Origin of the sequence: Nostoc sp. DedQUE12b, assembly GCF_034530835.1 — a bacterium.
GTDB lineage: Bacteria > Cyanobacteriota > Cyanobacteriia > Cyanobacteriales > Nostocaceae > Nostoc.
This window is the reverse complement of record NZ_JAVRCI010000017.1, coordinates 1-16722: the sequence shown is the minus strand read 5'-3', so window position 1 is coordinate 16722 and position 16722 is coordinate 1. Positions and strand designations below refer to the sequence as shown.

Here is a 16722-nt window from a genome sequence, read left to right as displayed (position 1 = left end):
ATAGGGTGTAGGAAAAAAGACAGCATCGGACGAAGCTTGGAGCTTCGACCAGCCACCGCAGAGATGCCACCTCTGCTAATCTGTCGGCTAGTCCTGTAGAAAATCAAGATAACAAAAATGGAAACTGGCGCGATCGCAGCTAAAATACTCAAAATAAATTACTTTTTAGACTAAACCGTTTAGTTTAAAATAGTCATTAGTTAATTTTTGACTTACTAATGACTAATAATTTCTTGAGAAGTTACGATGAAATCACAATCGAACTTTAGTTGAGACGTTTCCTTCCCAGGCAATAAAAGCATCAAACAGTAATGCCTCTTCTGTCAAATTCTACCAATTTATAGTAAATCTCACTTACCAACCAAATCCCATGCCACATCGTCATTATCCTCCCGCCTACTTACGCTATCTCAAAGCCAGGTTATGGAATCTAGGGCGACCTGGTTTTTGGGGAACTGCGATTTTTTTATCTGTAGTTGGGCTAGCAACCTGGGAATACTGGTCAAACCCAGATATTTTCGTTTATAAGCAAAAAAAACCAGTCGTTTTACAAAAGTCTGCTGATTCCTCCCTGTCTGAAGAAAACAAAGCTATTGCAGCAGATATTGATAACCTACCGGTTTTATTTAATGACTTTGAGCAAGCAACTCTCTCATTAAACGCAAATGCGCCTGAAGAAAAGACTGACGCAAAAAAGACCAAAGGCTCATTAGATGATGTAATTAACAAACAAAAGTCTGCTAATAATACCAAATTAAATCCTGGTTTAGGTGTTAACGGCGACACCTCCCCAACCGCGAAAAATCCCTTTGTCCAACAAGCAGACAATTTATTGCGTACTGGAACAGTTGATAGTAGTAACCCGTTTCTAGGTCTTAAAACCTTTAATACGGTGTCTGAACCAACAGGGGCAGACCAAACATCTTCTAGCCTGGGTGTTGGATTCACTAATCAAACTAATAAGAATCAAAATTCTCTCTCTATCAACCCTTTGCAAGCAGCGCTTAATCAATCGACAAACCAGAAATTGTCTAGCTTCAGTAGTAACACTGCAACTCAGACAAATGCTTTAGGGCAAGTCTCCACTCCAGGAACAACCTTAATGCCACCCATCAATAGCTTAACCAGTCAGAATTCTCTACCAAACACTGGAGTAACTGCTGGGACAGGCAACACGTCAACGGGTAGGAACTTAACACAAAATCCCTACACTAATTTAAATAACGGTCAAGTAGTTCCTAATAATGGGTTAACTACGGGTACGAACTTACCGCAAAATCCCTACAATACCTACACTAATTTAAATAACGGTCAAGTAGTGCCTAATGCAGCACCAAGTAATACTGTACCTTACTCTAGCCAGAGTCCAAGTCAAAGTGTTGTCACACCCACAAACCCTGTAGGGTATGGGAATTATGGCTTGCAGCAACCGACCCAACTGCCACAAACTAATTATGGGAATTATGGCTTGCAGCAACCGACCCAACTACCACAAACTAATTATGGGAATTATGGCTTGCAGCAACCGACCCAGCTACCACAAACTAATTATGGGAATTATGGCTTGCAGCAACCGACCCAACTACCACAAACTAATTATGGGAATAATGTGTTGCAGCAACCAACACAGTCTAATTCCGTATATCTTCGTCAACTTCGAGACAAGTATAGGAATCCTGGCCAAAACTGATTTTGAGTACGTTGGCTTGATAAAGTCTAGCTAAGGAGATTGTGGGCTATTTGGAATTATCGGAACTTCTGGTGTTTCGGGTTGTTGCTGTTGTCGTTGCAAATATTTACTCAATACATAAGCCATATCCCCACGGGTTACGGGTTTTAATGGAGAAATATTGCCTTGAGGATCTGTATTTAGAAATCCCTCAGTAGCCACTGTAGCGATCGCTTTTCTAGCCCAAGTTGGGATAGACTTTTCATCTGGATGTGAAGCCAGAATCTCATTCACAGCGGCATCAGGAAATTGAAATACACCATAAGCCTGAGCGAAAATAGCCAGCGCTTCTGCCCTTGTTACCTTTTGATTAGGGAAGAATTCATTGCCTCGATAGCCTTTCATAATGTCAGTTTTTAGAACTGTCTGTATATCATTAAATGCCCAATAAGAACGAGGAACATCTGGAATAGTTAAATTTTCTTTGGTAACAGCTTCTCTTTTATCTAGGCGAAATGCTTTTACCATAATCGAAGCTAATTCTGCCCGACTCAATAACCTTTCTGGATAAAATTTACCATCGGGAAAGTTTGTCATCCATTTGACAGCAGTTACCTGTTGAATGGAATCAGCTGGTATTTCAGAAGTAGATTCTGGTACTTGAGCAATTGCTGGCAAGCTATGCAGGAGTGCCATTAAAGAGAGAGTAATTGAAAGCTGACGCATCATGATAAGCACTTTTAACTACTAACGTGAATTAAAAAAACTACGTTATTGAGGTTAACGCAAAATTTAATCTCAGTTAATTAATGACGGATTTGGGCTAGGCAATGTTGCTCCCGCTAGGTAGTGCGTTAGCTGGTTTCCATCATCAAGAGAGTAGAAATCAGCAAAAACTTGTTTTTTACCTTTGATGTTTTGGCGTTATCCGCCCACTACTATGGACTATAGTCAGTTTTTCAGGAGTTTTGGGAATGACAGCAGCAGATCCCGTAAAGTTGATGAAGCAAGAAGTTGGCAAAGCCGCCGCCGCCCTAGTAAAGTCGGGTTCCATTGTCGGGTTGGGTACGGGGTCAACTACAGCATATACGATTCAGTTTTTGGGCGATCGCCTCAAGTCTGGTGAACTCAAAGATATCATTGGTATACCTACCTCCTTTCAGTCAGAAGTGCTGGCGAAGCAGTATGGTGTCCCTCTCGCCACCTTAGATGCTATTGACCACATTGATATTGCCATTGATGGCGCAGATGAAGTCGATCCGCAGAAGAATTTGATTAAAGGCGGTGGTGCAGCACATACCCGCGAAAAAGTCGTAGACTACCTAGCAGAACAGTTCATCGTCGTAGTAGACAGTGGCAAGTTAGTAGACCGCTTAGGTTCTAGTTTCGCTGTGCCTGTGGAAGTGATTCCAATGGCAATTACTCCTGTTACCAATGCCATCAAAAAACTCGGTGGCAAACCAGAACTCCGTATGGGTGTAAAAAAAGCTGGGCCAGTAATCACTGACCAAGGGAACTTTGTCTTAGATGTCAGATTTGACTCTATTGAAGATCCAGTCAGCCTAGAAAAGACATTGAATAACATTCCTGGCGTTCTGGAAAATGGCATCTTTGTTAACTGTGTCGATTTAGTTTTAATTGGTGAAGTCAAAGATGGTCAGCCATTAGTGCGGCAACTGTAATAATTTTAGATTTTGGATTTTAGAGACATCTAAAATCCAAAATTAAGCAATAAACATCTGGTGCAATTAATTCAATACGGTTCAAGTTAATTTTAAACTTGATACGGAGGACTAATGAGCAAATCGAAGCAATTAAAACTAGGTGCTTTCATGCGCCCGGTAAGCATACATACAGGCGCTTGGCGCTATCCTGGCGCTTTGCCTGACGCTAATTTCAATTTCCCGGCATTAAAACAATTCATCCAGAAACTAGAGCAAGGCAAGTTTGACGCATTCTTCATGGCTGACCACTTAGCGGTGCTGAATATGCCAATCAACGCACTGAAGCGCAGCCATACTGTCACATCCTTTGAACCTTTCACCCTACTTTCTGCCCTCGCCAGTGTCACCGAACATATTGGGCTGGTAGCCACTGCTTCCACAACATACGACCAGCCTTACCACATCGCTCGTCGCTTCGCGTCTCTCGACCATATTAGTGGCGGTCGCGCTGGCTGGAACATCGTCACCACAGCCAATCCAGACGCAGCGCTCAACTTTGGATTAGAAGAAGAGATAGAGCATGATGAACGCTATCGGCGGGCTAGAGAATTTTATGATGTTGTCACGGGTCTTTGGGATTCCTTTGCTGACGATGCGTTTATTCGGGACGTAGAAGCAGGGATTTATTTCGACCCCGAAAAGCTTCACGTTCTGAATCATCAGGGAAAATATCTCTCGGTGCGAGGGCCATTGAACATTGCCAGACCTGTCCAAGGCTGGCCGGTAATCGTTCAGGCAGGTGCATCCGAAGCCGGACGGCAATTAGCTGCCGAAACCGCCGAGGCTGTGTTTGCACCTGCTGGTAATTTGGAAGCCGGCAAAGCTTTATTTGCAGACATCAAAGGACGGGCGCAGTCGATCGGACGTGACCCAGACAGCATAAAAATCCTTCCCGGTGCTTTAGTCGTTGTGGGGGAAACCCTCGCTGAGGCACAGGCCAAGCGTGTGTATTTAGACAGCCTAGTACATTATGACAGTGGGATCGCTAGCCTCAATAGTGCCCTTGGCTACGATGTTTCGGGTTTTGATCCCGATGGCCCCTTGCCAGAAATCCCACTGACTAACGCTGGTCACTCTTCACGAGAAAGAGTAATAGCTTTAGCCCAACGTGAGAACTTGACTATTCGACAACTAGCTCAACGCGTTGGCAGTTACGGCGGGTTGGCTTTTGTGGGCACACCCCAAACCATCGCCGATGAGATGGAAAAATGGCTGTTTGAGGAAGGCTCTGATGGCTTCAACATCATGTTCCCTTTTCTTCCTGAAGGGTTGAACGATTTCGTTGACAAGGTTGTGCCAGAACTCCAACGTCGTGGGATTTTCCGCAAAGAGTATGAGGGTACAACGCTGCGTGAAAATCTCGGTCTCGCGCGCCCTGCTAATCGCTTCTTCCAAACTAGTCTGGTGTAAACTGCGATCGCTAGTATCACACCTATTGTTTCTTTCTTTTTACCACTTGCATCAATAGTACCGTCATCCTTGCTACTTGATTTTTAAATTAGCTTGTGGTAAAGTCCGTGCAATCGCAATCTACTGTAAGTCGACTGACTTACAGTAGATTTTTTAGATAAGAGAGTTAGTAAACAGAGTCTAACCGCAAAATAAAAAATTTCCCGTCTTCAACTTTTACATCATTCCAAAATCAGTTTTTTAATTAAAGCCTGTATTTTAAACCCCAGAAAATTGGTAATACATCATGGTAGCAATATCTAGAAAACGCAACTTTCTAATTTTATTAGTAGCTGGAGTATTTACTCTCTCCACAACTTTAGTAAGTTGTAAAGCACCAGATACACGAGAGAAGGCAGCAGTTGCAGCTCCTAGTGGCATTAAGACAAAAGTGTTAAGAATTGGCTATTTTACTGCTGCGGATATCACCAAAAGTAGACAAGTTTTAGAGAAACGCTTGAATCCCTTGGGTATTCAAGTGCAGTGGGCGCAATTTACAGCTGGGCCACAGCTTTTAGAAGCAATCAATGTGGGCAGTTTGGATGTCGGTGCTGTTGGTGAAACTCCACCCATATTTGCCCAAGCCACTGGTATTCCTTTTGTTCTTCTTGCTAATACTATACCAGGTACTGGTGAAGGTTCGGCGATCGTAGTACGGGAAGACTCCCCGATCAAAACTATAGCTGATTTAAAAGGTAAGGGAATTGCCTTCCAAAGAGCTACTGCTAGTCAATACTTTGTGGTTAAAGCTTTACAAGAAGGAGGACTAGAGCTAAAAGATGTCAAACATCTCAATCTGATAGCACCAGAAACTCGCGCAGCATTATCGCGTAAGAGCATTGATGCAGCTGTGCTAGGTGACCCCCACCTGGCTATATTTCAGAAAACGGAAAAAGTTCGGATTATTCGTAATGCTAAAGGACTTTCAACCCAAGGAGGTTATTGGATAGCTGCACGTAGCTTTGTGAAAGAGAACCCTGAAGTAATAAAAATTCTCCTTGAAGAAGTCCACAAATTAGGCAAATGGTCTAAAGCAAATACGCGAGAAGTTGCCGAAATTGTCGGGCGTGATACCAAGCTTGATTTACCAACCTTAGAAACAATAGTCAAGCGTCGGCGTTTTGGCATTAGACCGATTACCGATAAGGTTATAGCAGGACAGCAAGAGATATCTGACTTGTTCTATAAGCAAAAATTCATCACTAAAAAGATTAATGTCAAGGATGTAACACTTACTCCTGAAGAATATGCTGCTATACTCCCGGCAGAAATCAAGCCCTGAGCATTTGCAGTGAACATTAAGCCTGAAAAAATTGACAATACATTAGACCTGCCTTGAAAATAGAGGTTGAAACAACGCAAAATCGTTCCAAGATCATTTTCATTGTTCCTTGTGAGCGCAGCTCATGGAGTCTCTTGCAAAAATATATTTTTGCACTCTTAGGGAAAAGGATGCATGTTAAAGGGAAAGGATTTTGAGTTTCTTTACCCTTTTCCCCTACCCCTTATCCCCAGACGGGCCCCACCTTCCCCTTTACCCCGACTTTTGCAAGATGACTTGCTCTTAACGGCATGATGAAAGGAAAAACACTTTCATAAGCTTTAGCTGCTTGCAATACCAGTAAATCTTTATATTTTGCAGCGACAATTTGTATACCAACAGGCAAACCGTTTTTGGTGAAGCCACAAGGTAAAGATGCAGCAGGTTGTTGTGTAAGGTTGAAAGGATATGTAAAAGGTGTCCAATCTCGGTGCTGATGATCAATAGATGATTGAGGCCGATTTTGTCCAACAGGAAAAGCAACTATCGGTAAGGTGGGAGTAAGTAATAAGTCATAGTTTTGATGAAATATTTGCATGTGACGTCCCAATGCTTCACGAGCATCTTGGGCGCTGAGATATTCTACTAAGGTGAGGCGATCGCCTTCTTTGGCTATAGCTTGCAAACCTTCTTCAATTAAAGCTTGTTGTTCTGGACTAAAGCCACGCAATAACTTAGCTGCACCAGCTTGCCAAAATGTTTGAAAAATAGGGCGAGGATTTACAAAACCTGGATCGACCTCTTCGACAATCGCACCGAGTTTAGCAAAAACATCAACTGCGGCTTTAACTAAAGCAGCTACTTCTGCATCAACCTCAGCATAGCCAAAGTTGTGACTGTAAGCAATTCTCAATCCGGCTACACCCTTGTCTAAATCAGAAGTATAGTCTTGTTTGTCATTTGGTAAAGCATACCAATCACGCACATCAGAATGGGCGACAACATTTAATGTGAGTGCGGCATCAGTGACGGTACGAACCAAAACGCCAACATGAAACAATGATCCAGTATGGGCTGATGGGTAGCCAGAAACACGTCCAAAAGTCGGTTTGAAACCAAACACACCTGTTAACGCAGCCGGTGTTCTTGATGATCCACCACCATCTGTAGCGAGATGCAGTGTTCCCATGCCCAATGCAGCAGCAACAGCAGCACCACCGCTACTTCCTCCGGGAGTCAAATCTGTATTCCAAGGATTGCGGGTGATACCAGTCAGTGGACTATCGGTGACACCTTTCCAACCAAATTCAGAGGTTGTGGTTTTTCCTAACAAAACTGCTCCTTGTTCCCGCAGACGAGCCACCGCAGGTGCATTTTCTTCCCAAGGTTGATGGGAGATTGTCGCTTTACTCCCTCGGCGCGTTGGTAAACCTTTGGTTAATAGTAAATCCTTGACGGTAAAAGGTATACCATCCACTAAGCCACGGGGATTTCCATTTAACCAACGCACTTCTGAGGCTTGGGCTTCAGCCAAAGCAGTGTTTTCATCTACGATCGCAAAGGCGTTAACTGAGCTATTGTAAGTATTGATCCGTTCTAGGGCAGCTTTGGTTGCTGCAACTGGTGATAACTGGCGATCGTGATATAGCGATAACAGTTGAGAAGCAGAAAAATCAGCAATGTCTGACATATTTCGGTTTGAATAGATTTATTGAAACTACGGCTTAGTTAAGCAGTTTGGAGAAGGTTGCTAATTGTCAGATGTCACAAGTGCGATCGCAAAACCGTCATAGCCTTTGCTACCCACAGTCTGGATGGCTGTTGCACTCACACGCGGTTCAGATGCGAGTAACTCATTAAAACGACGTACTCCTTGAACACTAGGATCATCGTTGTTCGCCTCAATTACAGATCCATTGCGTACAACGTTATCAGCGATAATCAGGCTGCCCCGCCGGGAAAGCTTTAACGCCCACGCAAAATATTCTGGGTTGCTTGGCTTGTCTGCGTCAATGAAAATCAGGTCAAATGGATTGTATCCCTCGTTAGCTAGTTGCGGCAGTGTCTCTATTGCCCGGCCAACGCGCACCTCGACAAGATGAGCCAGATCAGCACGGTTTATATTCTCGCGGGCAACTTCAGCGTGCTGCGGATTAGACTCTAGGGTGATTAAACGACCATCGGTAGGTAATGCCCTAGCAAGCCAGATTGTGCTGTAGCCACCTAACGTACCAATTTCCAGAATAGTGCGTGCCTTATGGATTAAGGCTAATAGCATGAGCAGTTTACCTTGGTTCGGCGAAACATGATGTGGTGGTAAATCAGCTGCATCACTAGCCTGAAGCGCCTCATCCAGTACGGGATCGGCAGGCACAAGCAAATCAGTGATGTAACGATCAACTTCTGTCCATAATTCTTGAGTCATAACTCCTCTTTCGGTAACAGTAACAGCACTTTTTGTATGACCTAAATATTAATTAGGAAAATCACTCCGCTTGAGTAGAGAAAGCAGTGTAATACCTTCCGCTAAGAGTTTATCAATAGCACCTTCCTCGCGGTCGATAACGCAGAGTACGTAATCAATTTGAGCGCCAAGTTGACGCAGTTGATTGGCTGAGATAATGATTTGACCACCAGAAGTTACTACATCCTCTACAATCAGCACCTTCTGATTATTAATCTCTACACCTTCAGCTAATCGGGAAGTTCCATATTTTTTCGCTTCTTTTCTCACAAAAGCAGTAGGTAAACCAGAGTAGTGAGATAAGAGTGTCACTATCGAAATGCCACCAAGTTCGAGACCTGCAAGTACTTTGATATCACTTGGAATAAGAGTAAGCATCTGCTTAACAATAGCATTAAGTAAAATTGGATCTGCCTCGAATTGATACTTATCAAAGTATTCGTTTGATATTCGTCCAGAGCGAAGTTGAAACGACCCAACTAGATGTGAAACTGTATAAATTTGCTTTGCTATTTCGGTTTCAGAGCGTTTTAGAAAACTTCCCATTAATTTAACCTTGCTAAAAAAAATTGCTTTATCCAATTCAATAACGTGATATTTAACGTCTTAAAAGCTGTATCAGTTAAACTCGCAGCAGCAATAGTTCATTTGTTAATGCTTCATCCCACAAAGGCGATTTCTGTATTTCTGACACATAAAGAGGTGGATTTATAGATTCGCCATCAGTCAAAAAAGATTGCTCTGATTGGAGAGATAATTGCCAATATCCAACATCGTGCCACCGACTAAATTTATACCCAACTCGACGTAGGACACCTACAGTTGAAAACCCAACAGCTTCATGTACAGCCACACTGGGTTGATTGGGTAAAGCGATGCCTACGGCGGGCTACGCCAACGCGGCCACAACGTTATAAAATCCTTGGAGTCGCAGCAATTTAAACAAAGAAGTATATAAGGCTTTAGCAATTCCTTTTCTGCGATAATTTGCACTGACGTACACAGATGATTCCACAGACCATTGGTAAGCAGTACGGGTATGGTAGGGTCTAGCATAGGCGTAGCCTACAACTTCTTGATTAATTTCGCAAACGAGCCAAGGCATCTGCTGTTGATAACTCTTAATCCGCTGTTGAAACTCTGTTTGAGTGGGTGGTTCTACTTCAAAGGAAATTGCCGTTTCCCGCACGATTGGCTCATAAATTGCCAGCATTTGTAGAACATCGTTTTCATTGACAAGTCTGATTACTGCTTTCACTGCAATACTTGCTTTCTCCTAAACCAACTAAATAATAAAGCTGTTCCTAGTCCCCAAGCACCGTTAACTAATAAAGCTGTAATCATCGCTGGTAGCTTCCAACCTCCGGCTATGGGTAAACCCTTCAATGGTGCAACTACAAACCAAGCTACCAATGTGGGTGCAACAGCGCCAAAAAGCAGCGCAGTTAACCAATAACTTTTATTTATTTGCCAGCGCAGTGTAATAGTAGCCCAAATTAAACCCCAAACTCCTCCCCAGAAAGCACCTGATAGAAATTGCGGTATACCAAAGGGTAGTGTCGGAGTGGTTTGATAAGGTGCACGAGGTGCAAAGTTAATTGCATGAAGCAATGCCAGCAAGCCTTGGTGAAATACCAGCACAGCCACAAATCCAGCAACGAAAGCTAGGACAAATCGAAATACATTTGCTTTTTGAGTCATCGGGTAGCTTGCTTCCTTGGAATGATTTGTGATAAGTTGCTATTTAGACAAGTACGATAACTCTACCAACTTACTGTATTTTTCGGATAACTCGATCACCAAAATCAGCGTATTTAGTTAAAAGCTTCATATCAGATAACAATCAAGCTTTCCATGCAAATCCAAACAGTTGGTATTTTAAGTCCAGGTGACATGGGGCAGGCGATCGCATCTGTTCTCAATCAAAATGGATTGAAGACTATTGCCGCCCTAGATGATCGCAGTGAACGAACTCGGCAATTAGCAGCCGCAGCTAATATCCAAGATGTGGGTTCCCTCACACAATTGGTAATTGAATCTGATCTGGTGTTATCAGTTTTAGTCCCTGCCGCCGCAGCAGAGATAGCGAATCTTGTAGCTGAGGTGATAAGTAATGTGGGTAAACAGATTCTTTATGTTGATGGTAATGCGATCGCACCCCAAAAGGTAAAACGTATTGCCCAAATTATCGAATCATCTGGGGCAACTTTTGTAGATGCTTCAATCATTGGCCCACCTCCCAGAGTTCCCGGTCGCACGCGCATCTATGCGTCAGGAAAACAGGCCGATGAATTGCAACAATTGCAAAATTATGGATTGGATATCCGAGTAATTGGCGATGAAATTGGTCAGGCTTCTGGATTGAAAATGTCTTACGCCGCCCTCACCAAAGGACTAACAGCGATTAGTACAGAATTATTGATTGCTGCCCATCGCTTAGGCTTGGATGAGCAACTATGGAACGAAGTATCTAGTAGCCAACCAGAACTTGCTGCAATTCTCACCCGTTCTATTCCATCCATGACACCAAAAGCACATCGTTGGATAGGGGAAATGGAAGAGATTGCCGAAACTTTTCAAGAGTTAGGTCTGACTGAACGGATTTTTTACGGCGCAGCTGATGTTTACCGCTTGGTGAAAGATACCTCTTTGGGTAAGGAGACACCAGAAGAGTGTGATCGCGATCGCCCATTGAGAGACATCATTACTACTCTTTCCGACGAAACAGCACCGAGTCTATTAGACGATAATGGCTGATTTTAGTTTAGCTATGTAGCGATCGCTATTAATGTTTCATCAGCACTAAATGCAAGCTCCAAAAATTGCGAGCTTATCTGTTCCATGCCGCAGTATATGGGCATGGAACAGGTTATTTATTATCTGGGGAATCGAGTTCGAGTTATTGATAGCCGAACAGTTCAGAGTTATGTGAGGCATAAAAATATTCAGCATACTGTTCGTTACACCGAACTTGCATCTACCAAGTTTCAAGGTTTTTGGGATGATTAATATTTAAACCCCTTGGTTAATTCTTGCCCCATCTCCCCCGAAAAAAATCGCTCTCATGCTTAATCTGGAACCACAATATTTTCTAAACCCTTTTCTGCTAATGGAAATTGTGGGTTTATTGCCTCTATAGTGTCTGCGATCGTTCGAGCTACTACTAAGTTACGATACCACTTATTGTTTGCAGGTATGACATACCAAGGAGCATGAGCAGTCGAGCAATTGTTAATCATGTCTTCAAATGCCGCTTGGTAGTCATCCCAGAGTACCCGCTCTTTTAAGTCGTTGCTGGAAAACTTCCAATGCTTATCTGGGTCTTGTAACCGACTTTCCAAGCGTCGCTTTTGTTCGTCTTTAGAAATGTGAAGGAAAAACTTGATAACAGCAATGTTATTGAGTGTCAGCATATGCTCAAACTCATTGATTAATTGATAGCGATCGCGCCAAATATCCTCCGGTACTAGCTGTTTGACTCGTACAATTAACACATCTTCATAATGAGAGCGATTGAAGATGCTAATCATCCCCCGTTGTGGCGCCCTCTGGTGGTAGCGCCAAAGAAAATCATGGCTTAATTCTTCATCGCTGGGCTTTTTGAATGACCAAACCTGACAGCCTTGTGGGTTAAGACCACCGAATACATGTTTGATAGTACCGTCTTTACCCCCGGTGTCCATCGCTTGCAGCACAATTAGCAAACTACGTTGGTGTTCAGCGTATAACCGTTCTTGCAAATTTTGCAACCGTTGACGCTGCTTTTCCAGTTCTTCCTCGATATGCTTCTTTTTCTTATAGTCCTCAGAGGCATTTGGATCGAAATTAGCCAAGGTGATGGGCTGTCCGGGATGAACTCGGTAGCGAGGATAGTCTGGTTTAGGCGGTGGCTCATCTACAACGATTTTTTCAGGTGCCATTTCCTCGGCATACTCAGTTGTAATTTTTGCTGCTGCTTGTTTTGTCTTGCGAGATTCTGCTGATGTTGTGTTGTTGGTAGCAGTTGAATTCTTATTATTTGCTGAACTCTTTGACTGGCTCATAGGTTCTTTTAAGTTAGATAGGGTGGATTTAATCGTGCAATTTCCGGTTGCGATCGCATTCCTTAGTGTGTGCTAGCTAGCTGTTGAACTTTTTCTGTTTCCCCATTAATTAGACCTACTTCATCACCCATAACGCGCTCTAAGATTTCTTCTGCCAGAGTGAGGAATTCTGGGTCTTTGCGTTTGCGAGGACGTGGTAACGATATGCGCTGATCCATTGTGACTCGACCATCTTCAATAAGAATGATGCGATCGGCTAACGTTACTGCTTCATCCACATCATGAGTAATCAAGAACGCCGAAAATTTTTGTTCCTGCCAGATTTTTTCAATTAATCGCTGCATTTCAATGCGAGTCATCGCATCCAAAGCACCAAGGGGTTCATCCAACATTAGTAAGCGCGGCTCTCTCACTAAAGCCCTAGCAAGTGCCACCCTTTGCTTTTGTCCTCCCGAAAGGACAGATGGCCAATCCTTAGCTCGTTCTTTTAAACCTACTTGCTCTAGTGCCTTCTCTGCCTTTTGCTGCCAGTCTTTTTTGTTCAATCCTAATCCCACATTCCTTAAAACATTGTCCCACGGTAATAGGCGAGCATTTTGAAACATTGTTCGTGCGTTGCGATTACGCCCACGCAATGGCTCCCCGTCAATTAAAACTCCACCGTCACTAGGGCTTTCAAACCCAGCTATCATCCGTAAAAGTGTACTTTTACCGCCACCACTGCGTCCAACGATCGCAATAAACTCTCCTGGTGCTATCTCTAAATCGAGACTCTGCAATACCTGATTATTACCATAGGTCTTTGTCAGACCCATAACTTTTACCTCTGCGCCTTGTAAGGGTGCCATCTTCACAAACCTCTTTAAAAACTACAACAGAATTTTGAATAATAAGTAACCGTTATGAACAAAGAATGAAAAATGAGTAGGGGATATTAAATTTTTGCTTCCAAACTTTTGCCTTGTTACAGCCAGCTAAACTTTAAGTAGCTTGGTAGTTAGAATCCCACCTTAACCATTTTTCTTCTAAAGCTTTGGCAGCGACATCTGCTAACTTGCCCAACAAGGCATAAAGCAAAATGCTCAAGACAACCACATCAGTTTGCATAAACTCACGAGCGTTCATTGCCATATACCCAATGCCAGAGTCGAGTGTGATAGTTTCAGCAACAATCAAGGTTAGCCACATAATTCCCAAGGCATAACGCAGACCAACAATAATTGAACCTAATGCGCCTGGGAAGATGACTCGCTTAAATAAAGACCAGCCGCGTAAGCCATAAGATTTCGCCATTTCAATCAATTCTGGATCAACTGTGCGAACTCCGTGAAAGGTATTGAGATAGATGGGAAAGAATACTCCCAATGCCACAAGAAAAATCTTAGCTTCTTCGCCAATGCCAAACCACAAAATTACGAGTGGGATTAACGCTAAGTGAGGAATATTCCGAATCATCTGTACTGAGGTGTCCAAATACTCCTCTGCTGGACGAGCCAATCCATTAAGTAATCCTAAGCCAAAGCCAATACTACCTCCCAGCAAGAACCCAATCACAGCCCGGATTGTACTGATAATCAAGTTTCGCCATAGTTCCCCGGAACGGGCTAAACGAAATCCTGCAAGTATTACATCTGAAGGGGCAGGCAATACTCTTGTAGAAAGCCAGCCAGATTTCACTAGTAATTGCCAAAGAATAATTAGAACAATCGGCAAAATCCAAGGTTTTAGCTGCCGAAACCCTAGTTGATAAAATCGATTTTTTTTCATTTTGAAGCTCCTTCTGCGGTACGTTGTTGCTTAGGAAAATCCTGGTTGGCGACAATTTCACCAAAAGGACTTAATACTTGCTGTTGTGCTGTAGTAGGTATCTGAAGTGGTAAGCGGGGAAAAAGTAATTCAGCTACTCGATAAGCTTCTTCTAAATGCGGATATCCCGAAAGGATGAAAGTTTCAATTCCCAATTCGGCGTATTCCAACATCCGTGCGGTGACAGTATCAGCGTCTCCAACTAAGGCTGTACCTGCGCCACCTCGCACCAGTCCGACTCCTGCCCAGAGATTAGGACTGACTTCCAATCCTTCACGACTGCCACTGTGCAGTTGCGTCATGCGGCGTTGCCCAACGGAATCTAAACGAGCATAAACTTTTTGAGCTTTGGCGATCGCTTCTTCATCAACATACTTAATTAAATCATTGGCAGCATCCCAAGCTTCGCTCTCGGTTTCACGCACAATCACATGCAAACGAATCCCAAAATGTAAAGTTCTACCTTGTTCGGCAGCTAATTTCCGAACTGCGTTAATCTTCTCAGCTACCTGTTGCGGTGGTTCTCCCCAAGTCAGATACACATCAATGTGGTTAGCTGCAATTTGCTGGGCGATCGGTGATGAACCGCCAAACCATAAAGGAGGATAGGGCGTTTGTACAGGAGGAAAAAGTAGCTTGCCGCCTTTGATTTGGAAATATTCACCACTGAAGTTGGCTTCTTCACCAGTCATAATTGCTCGCCAAATCGATAAAAACTCATCTGTCAACTCATAGCGGGCTGTGTGGTTGAGATGAACTCCATCACCAGCCAATTCCACCGGATCGCCCCCCGTCACAACGTTTATCAGCAAGCGTCCATTGGATACGCGGTCAAGTGTAGCCGCCATCCGTGCTGCCATGCCAGGAGACGACAAACCAGGGCGAATCGCCACTAAAAAACGCATCTGTTGAGTTACTGATATTAAGGATGATGCGATAATCCAAGCGTCTTCACATGAGCGTCCTGTGGGAAGTAAAGCACCCGTGTAGCCTAGATGATCCACAGCTTGAGCAATTTGACGCAAGTATGGATAGGTAGCAGCACGCCCTCCTGTTGCTGTTCCGAGATAGCGCCCATCACTGTAGGTTGGAATAAACCAAAATAGTTCCATTGATACTCAACTCCTTGAGTGTTTTAGCTATAACTGTAAGAATGCGATCGCCTACGGCGGAGCCTAGCCCATCGCTTATGTAGCTTGTAAACAGTTTTAATTAGGCTTGCGATCGGACACCATAGCTACTTGACTGACATCAATTTTTTTAGGAACCAATTTCAGACCATAAAAAGTATCAGCAAGCCTTTGTTGATAAGCAACAACTTCCTGGGTAATAAGTTCTAAGCCATAAGCTCTTCTTTTTGCTACCTGCTCTAAAACACCTGCATCAATTCCAATTAAAGGTGAGAGTATTTGTGCAACTTCTTTTGGTCTAGGTTTTGCCCATTCATCTACTTTTTTGATTTCCTCTAAAACGATTTTCAGGCGGTCAGGATGCTTCTGGGCAAAGGTTTGAGAAGCAAAAAGGAACTCCCGATTTTCGACTATATTTGTAGCATCTGTAAGTATTCGCGCCCCTGTAGCTTGTTCAGCAGCAGCAAAGTATGGGTCCCAAATCGCCCAGGCATCAACCTTTTTTTGTTCAAATGCTGCTCTAGCATCAGCTGGAGGAATAAACACTGGTTCAATATCGGTATATTTCAAATTAGCTTTTGCCAATGCCTGTACAACTAAATAATGGACATTTGAGCCTTTATTTAAGGCTATTTTTTTGCCTTTTAAATCAGCAAGATTGCGAATTGGAGAATTTTTTGGCACTAGAATTGCTTCACCTTTGGGATTAGGAGGTGAACTGGCAACATAAAGCAGAGGTGCGCCAGCTGCTTGAGCAGATATGGGAGGCGTTTCTCCTGCATGACCAAAGTCAAGCCGACCAGCATTTAAAGCTTCTAATAGTTGTGGCCCAGCTGAAAATTGATTCCATCGCACCGATAAACCCATTGATTTTAAGTTTTTCTCCAAATCTCCCTTTGCCCTTAAAAGACTGAGAGAGCCAAACTTCTGATGACCAATACGAACTACCTTTTCTGGATCTTGACCTATGCTAAATGATGGCATAGATGCAGAAATTACCGAAAGATTTGGAGAGCAAGCAGAAATTATCAAACTCAAACTGAGACTAACAGCAAATAAAAAGGTAAATGTTTTGCTTGAATGCTTTTTGAATAAACCTATAATTTTCTGCCCTTTTAATACAAGCGCAGAAAAAATCTTCTGATTTAGAAACATTTCGCCCTCAATTTAAAATAA

At 43.2% G+C, this 16722-nt stretch carries 19 protein-coding genes; 7 read left to right on the top strand and 12 right to left on the bottom strand.

Features of this window, described 5'->3' with window-relative positions; translation table 11 throughout:
• The first annotated feature begins 370 nt into the window (after positions 1-370).
• Positions 371-1690, top strand: coding sequence for a hypothetical protein (locus tag RMY16_RS11305; protein WP_322736436.1), 1320 nt, complete (start codon positions 371-373; stop codon positions 1688-1690).
• A gap of 30 nt (positions 1691-1720) precedes the next feature.
• Here RMY16_RS11305 and RMY16_RS11300 read toward each other — a convergent pair whose 3' ends face one another.
• Positions 1721-2395 (bottom strand): S-layer homology domain-containing protein, encoded by a 675-nt coding sequence (locus RMY16_RS11300; protein WP_322736489.1) that lies wholly within the window; start codon positions 2393-2395, stop codon positions 1721-1723.
• Positions 2396-2643: 248 nt separating this feature from the next.
• Between RMY16_RS11300 and rpiA the strand changes: the two genes are divergently transcribed.
• The 3 genes from rpiA to RMY16_RS11285 all read left to right on the top strand — a co-directional run bounded on the left by rpiA (position 2644) and on the right by RMY16_RS11285 (position 6124).
• Entirely contained in the window at positions 2644-3351 is a 708-nt protein-coding gene (gene rpiA / locus RMY16_RS11295; protein WP_322668431.1) for a ribose-5-phosphate isomerase RpiA, read from the top strand.
• Between the two features lie 114 nt (positions 3352-3465).
• Entirely contained in the window at positions 3466-4803 is a 1338-nt protein-coding gene (locus RMY16_RS11290) for an LLM class flavin-dependent oxidoreductase (RefSeq protein ID WP_322668430.1), read from the top strand.
• 286 nt (positions 4804-5089) lie between these two features.
• Positions 5090-6124, top strand: coding sequence for an aliphatic sulfonate ABC transporter substrate-binding protein (locus RMY16_RS11285; RefSeq protein WP_322736435.1), 1035 nt, complete (start codon positions 5090-5092; stop codon positions 6122-6124).
• 223 nt (positions 6125-6347) lie between these two features.
• On the opposite strand, the gene RMY16_RS11280 is transcribed toward RMY16_RS11285, so the two are convergent.
• The 6 genes from RMY16_RS11280 to RMY16_RS11260 all read right to left on the bottom strand — a co-directional run bounded on the left by RMY16_RS11280 (position 6348) and on the right by RMY16_RS11260 (position 10268).
• Positions 6348-7793 carry an amidase gene (locus RMY16_RS11280; RefSeq protein ID WP_322736434.1) on the bottom strand — a complete coding sequence of 482 codons (1446 nt, stop codon included), beginning with the start codon at positions 7791-7793 and terminating at the stop codon, positions 6348-6350.
• 60 nt (positions 7794-7853) lie between these two features.
• A complete protein-coding gene (locus tag RMY16_RS11275; protein ID WP_322736433.1) occupies positions 7854-8528 on the bottom strand; it encodes an O-methyltransferase in 675 nt (224 codons plus the stop codon).
• 48 nt (positions 8529-8576) lie between these two features.
• On the bottom strand, positions 8577-9113 hold the full coding sequence (gene pyrE / locus RMY16_RS11270; RefSeq protein ID WP_322736432.1) for an orotate phosphoribosyltransferase: 537 nt from the start codon (positions 9111-9113) through the stop codon (positions 8577-8579).
• Between the two features lie 76 nt (positions 9114-9189).
• The gene (locus tag RMY16_RS33020; RefSeq protein WP_416211662.1) at positions 9190-9420 is read right to left on the bottom strand and encodes a GNAT family N-acetyltransferase; all 231 of its coding nucleotides are present in this window, start codon (positions 9418-9420) and stop codon (positions 9190-9192) included.
• Between the two features lie 36 nt (positions 9421-9456).
• Positions 9457-9825 carry a GNAT family N-acetyltransferase gene (locus tag RMY16_RS33015; RefSeq protein WP_416211661.1) on the bottom strand — a complete coding sequence of 123 codons (369 nt, stop codon included), beginning with the start codon at positions 9823-9825 and terminating at the stop codon, positions 9457-9459.
• On the bottom strand, positions 9822-10268 hold the full coding sequence (locus RMY16_RS11260; protein ID WP_322736431.1) for a hypothetical protein: 447 nt from the start codon (positions 10266-10268) through the stop codon (positions 9822-9824). The genes RMY16_RS33015 and RMY16_RS11260 overlap by 4 nt, the downstream gene beginning before the upstream one ends.
• Positions 10269-10421: 153 nt before the next feature.
• On the opposite strand from RMY16_RS11260, the gene RMY16_RS11255 reads away from it, so the two are divergent.
• Both RMY16_RS11255 and RMY16_RS11250 read left to right on the top strand, forming a co-directional pair.
• The gene (locus RMY16_RS11255; RefSeq protein ID WP_322736430.1) at positions 10422-11324 is read left to right on the top strand and encodes an NAD(P)-dependent oxidoreductase; all 903 of its coding nucleotides are present in this window, start codon (positions 10422-10424) and stop codon (positions 11322-11324) included.
• A gap of 102 nt (positions 11325-11426) precedes the next feature.
• A complete protein-coding gene (locus RMY16_RS11250) occupies positions 11427-11576 on the top strand; it encodes a hypothetical protein (RefSeq protein WP_322736429.1) in 150 nt (49 codons plus the stop codon).
• A 59-nt stretch (positions 11577-11635) separates the two neighbouring features.
• On the opposite strand, the gene RMY16_RS11245 is transcribed toward RMY16_RS11250, so the two are convergent.
• From RMY16_RS11245 to RMY16_RS11225, 5 genes are all read right to left on the bottom strand, one after another.
• Positions 11636-12610 carry a polyphosphate kinase 2 family protein gene (locus RMY16_RS11245; protein WP_322736428.1) on the bottom strand — a complete coding sequence of 325 codons (975 nt, stop codon included), beginning with the start codon at positions 12608-12610 and terminating at the stop codon, positions 11636-11638.
• A 62-nt stretch (positions 12611-12672) separates the two neighbouring features.
• Positions 12673-13458 carry an ATP-binding cassette domain-containing protein gene (locus tag RMY16_RS11240; protein ID WP_322736427.1) on the bottom strand — a complete coding sequence of 262 codons (786 nt, stop codon included), beginning with the start codon at positions 13456-13458 and terminating at the stop codon, positions 12673-12675.
• Between the two features lie 133 nt (positions 13459-13591).
• A complete protein-coding gene (gene ssuC / locus RMY16_RS11235; protein ID WP_322736426.1) occupies positions 13592-14377 on the bottom strand; it encodes an aliphatic sulfonate ABC transporter permease SsuC in 786 nt (261 codons plus the stop codon).
• Positions 14374-15528 carry an FMNH2-dependent alkanesulfonate monooxygenase gene (ssuD, locus tag RMY16_RS11230; RefSeq protein WP_322736425.1) on the bottom strand — a complete coding sequence of 385 codons (1155 nt, stop codon included), beginning with the start codon at positions 15526-15528 and terminating at the stop codon, positions 14374-14376. Before ssuD ends, ssuC begins: the two co-directional genes overlap by 4 nt.
• Before the next feature lie 96 nt (positions 15529-15624).
• Entirely contained in the window at positions 15625-16530 is a 906-nt protein-coding gene (locus RMY16_RS11225; protein ID WP_322736424.1) for a sulfonate ABC transporter substrate-binding protein, read from the bottom strand.
• Between RMY16_RS11225 and RMY16_RS11220 the strand changes: the two genes are divergently transcribed.
• Entirely contained in the window at positions 16514-16690 is a 177-nt protein-coding gene (locus RMY16_RS11220) for a hypothetical protein (RefSeq protein WP_322736423.1), read from the top strand. The genes RMY16_RS11225 and RMY16_RS11220 overlap by 17 nt on opposite strands.
• Positions 16691-16722 lie beyond the last annotated feature (32 nt).

Excerpts from the sequence above, each read along its gene's own strand:
- RMY16_RS11300 (WP_322736489.1), bottom strand. The coding sequence starts at position 2,395 with ATGCGTCAGCTTTCAATTACTCTCTCTTTAATGGCACTCCTGCATAGC.
- RMY16_RS11220 (WP_322736423.1), top strand. The coding sequence starts at position 16,514 with ATGCTAAATGATGGCATAGATGCAGAAATTACCGAAAGATTTGGAGAG.
- RMY16_RS11255 (WP_322736430.1), top strand. The coding sequence starts at position 10,422 with ATGCAAATCCAAACAGTTGGTATTTTAAGTCCAGGTGACATGGGGCAG.
- RMY16_RS11250 (WP_322736429.1), top strand. The coding sequence starts at position 11,427 with ATGGAACAGGTTATTTATTATCTGGGGAATCGAGTTCGAGTTATTGAT.
- RMY16_RS11275 (WP_322736433.1), bottom strand. The coding sequence starts at position 8,528 with ATGACTCAAGAATTATGGACAGAAGTTGATCGTTACATCACTGATTTG.
- RMY16_RS11260 (WP_322736431.1), bottom strand. The coding sequence starts at position 10,268 with ATGACTCAAAAAGCAAATGTATTTCGATTTGTCCTAGCTTTCGTTGCT.
- RMY16_RS11280 (WP_322736434.1), bottom strand. The coding sequence starts at position 7,793 with ATGTCAGACATTGCTGATTTTTCTGCTTCTCAACTGTTATCGCTATAT.
- RMY16_RS11245 (WP_322736428.1), bottom strand. The coding sequence starts at position 12,610 with ATGAGCCAGTCAAAGAGTTCAGCAAATAATAAGAATTCAACTGCTACC.
- pyrE (WP_322736432.1), bottom strand. The coding sequence starts at position 9,113 with ATGGGAAGTTTTCTAAAACGCTCTGAAACCGAAATAGCAAAGCAAATT.
- ssuC (WP_322736426.1), bottom strand. The coding sequence starts at position 14,377 with ATGAAAAAAAATCGATTTTATCAACTAGGGTTTCGGCAGCTAAAACCT.
- ssuD (WP_322736425.1), bottom strand. The coding sequence starts at position 15,528 with ATGGAACTATTTTGGTTTATTCCAACCTACAGTGATGGGCGCTATCTC.
- RMY16_RS11225 (WP_322736424.1), bottom strand. The coding sequence starts at position 16,530 with ATGCCATCATTTAGCATAGGTCAAGATCCAGAAAAGGTAGTTCGTATT.
- RMY16_RS11285 (WP_322736435.1), top strand. The coding sequence starts at position 5,090 with ATGGTAGCAATATCTAGAAAACGCAACTTTCTAATTTTATTAGTAGCT.
- RMY16_RS11240 (WP_322736427.1), bottom strand. The coding sequence starts at position 13,458 with ATGGCACCCTTACAAGGCGCAGAGGTAAAAGTTATGGGTCTGACAAAG.
- RMY16_RS11290 (WP_322668430.1), top strand. The coding sequence starts at position 3,466 with ATGAGCAAATCGAAGCAATTAAAACTAGGTGCTTTCATGCGCCCGGTA.
- RMY16_RS11305 (WP_322736436.1), top strand. The coding sequence starts at position 371 with ATGCCACATCGTCATTATCCTCCCGCCTACTTACGCTATCTCAAAGCC.
- rpiA (WP_322668431.1), top strand. The coding sequence starts at position 2,644 with ATGACAGCAGCAGATCCCGTAAAGTTGATGAAGCAAGAAGTTGGCAAA.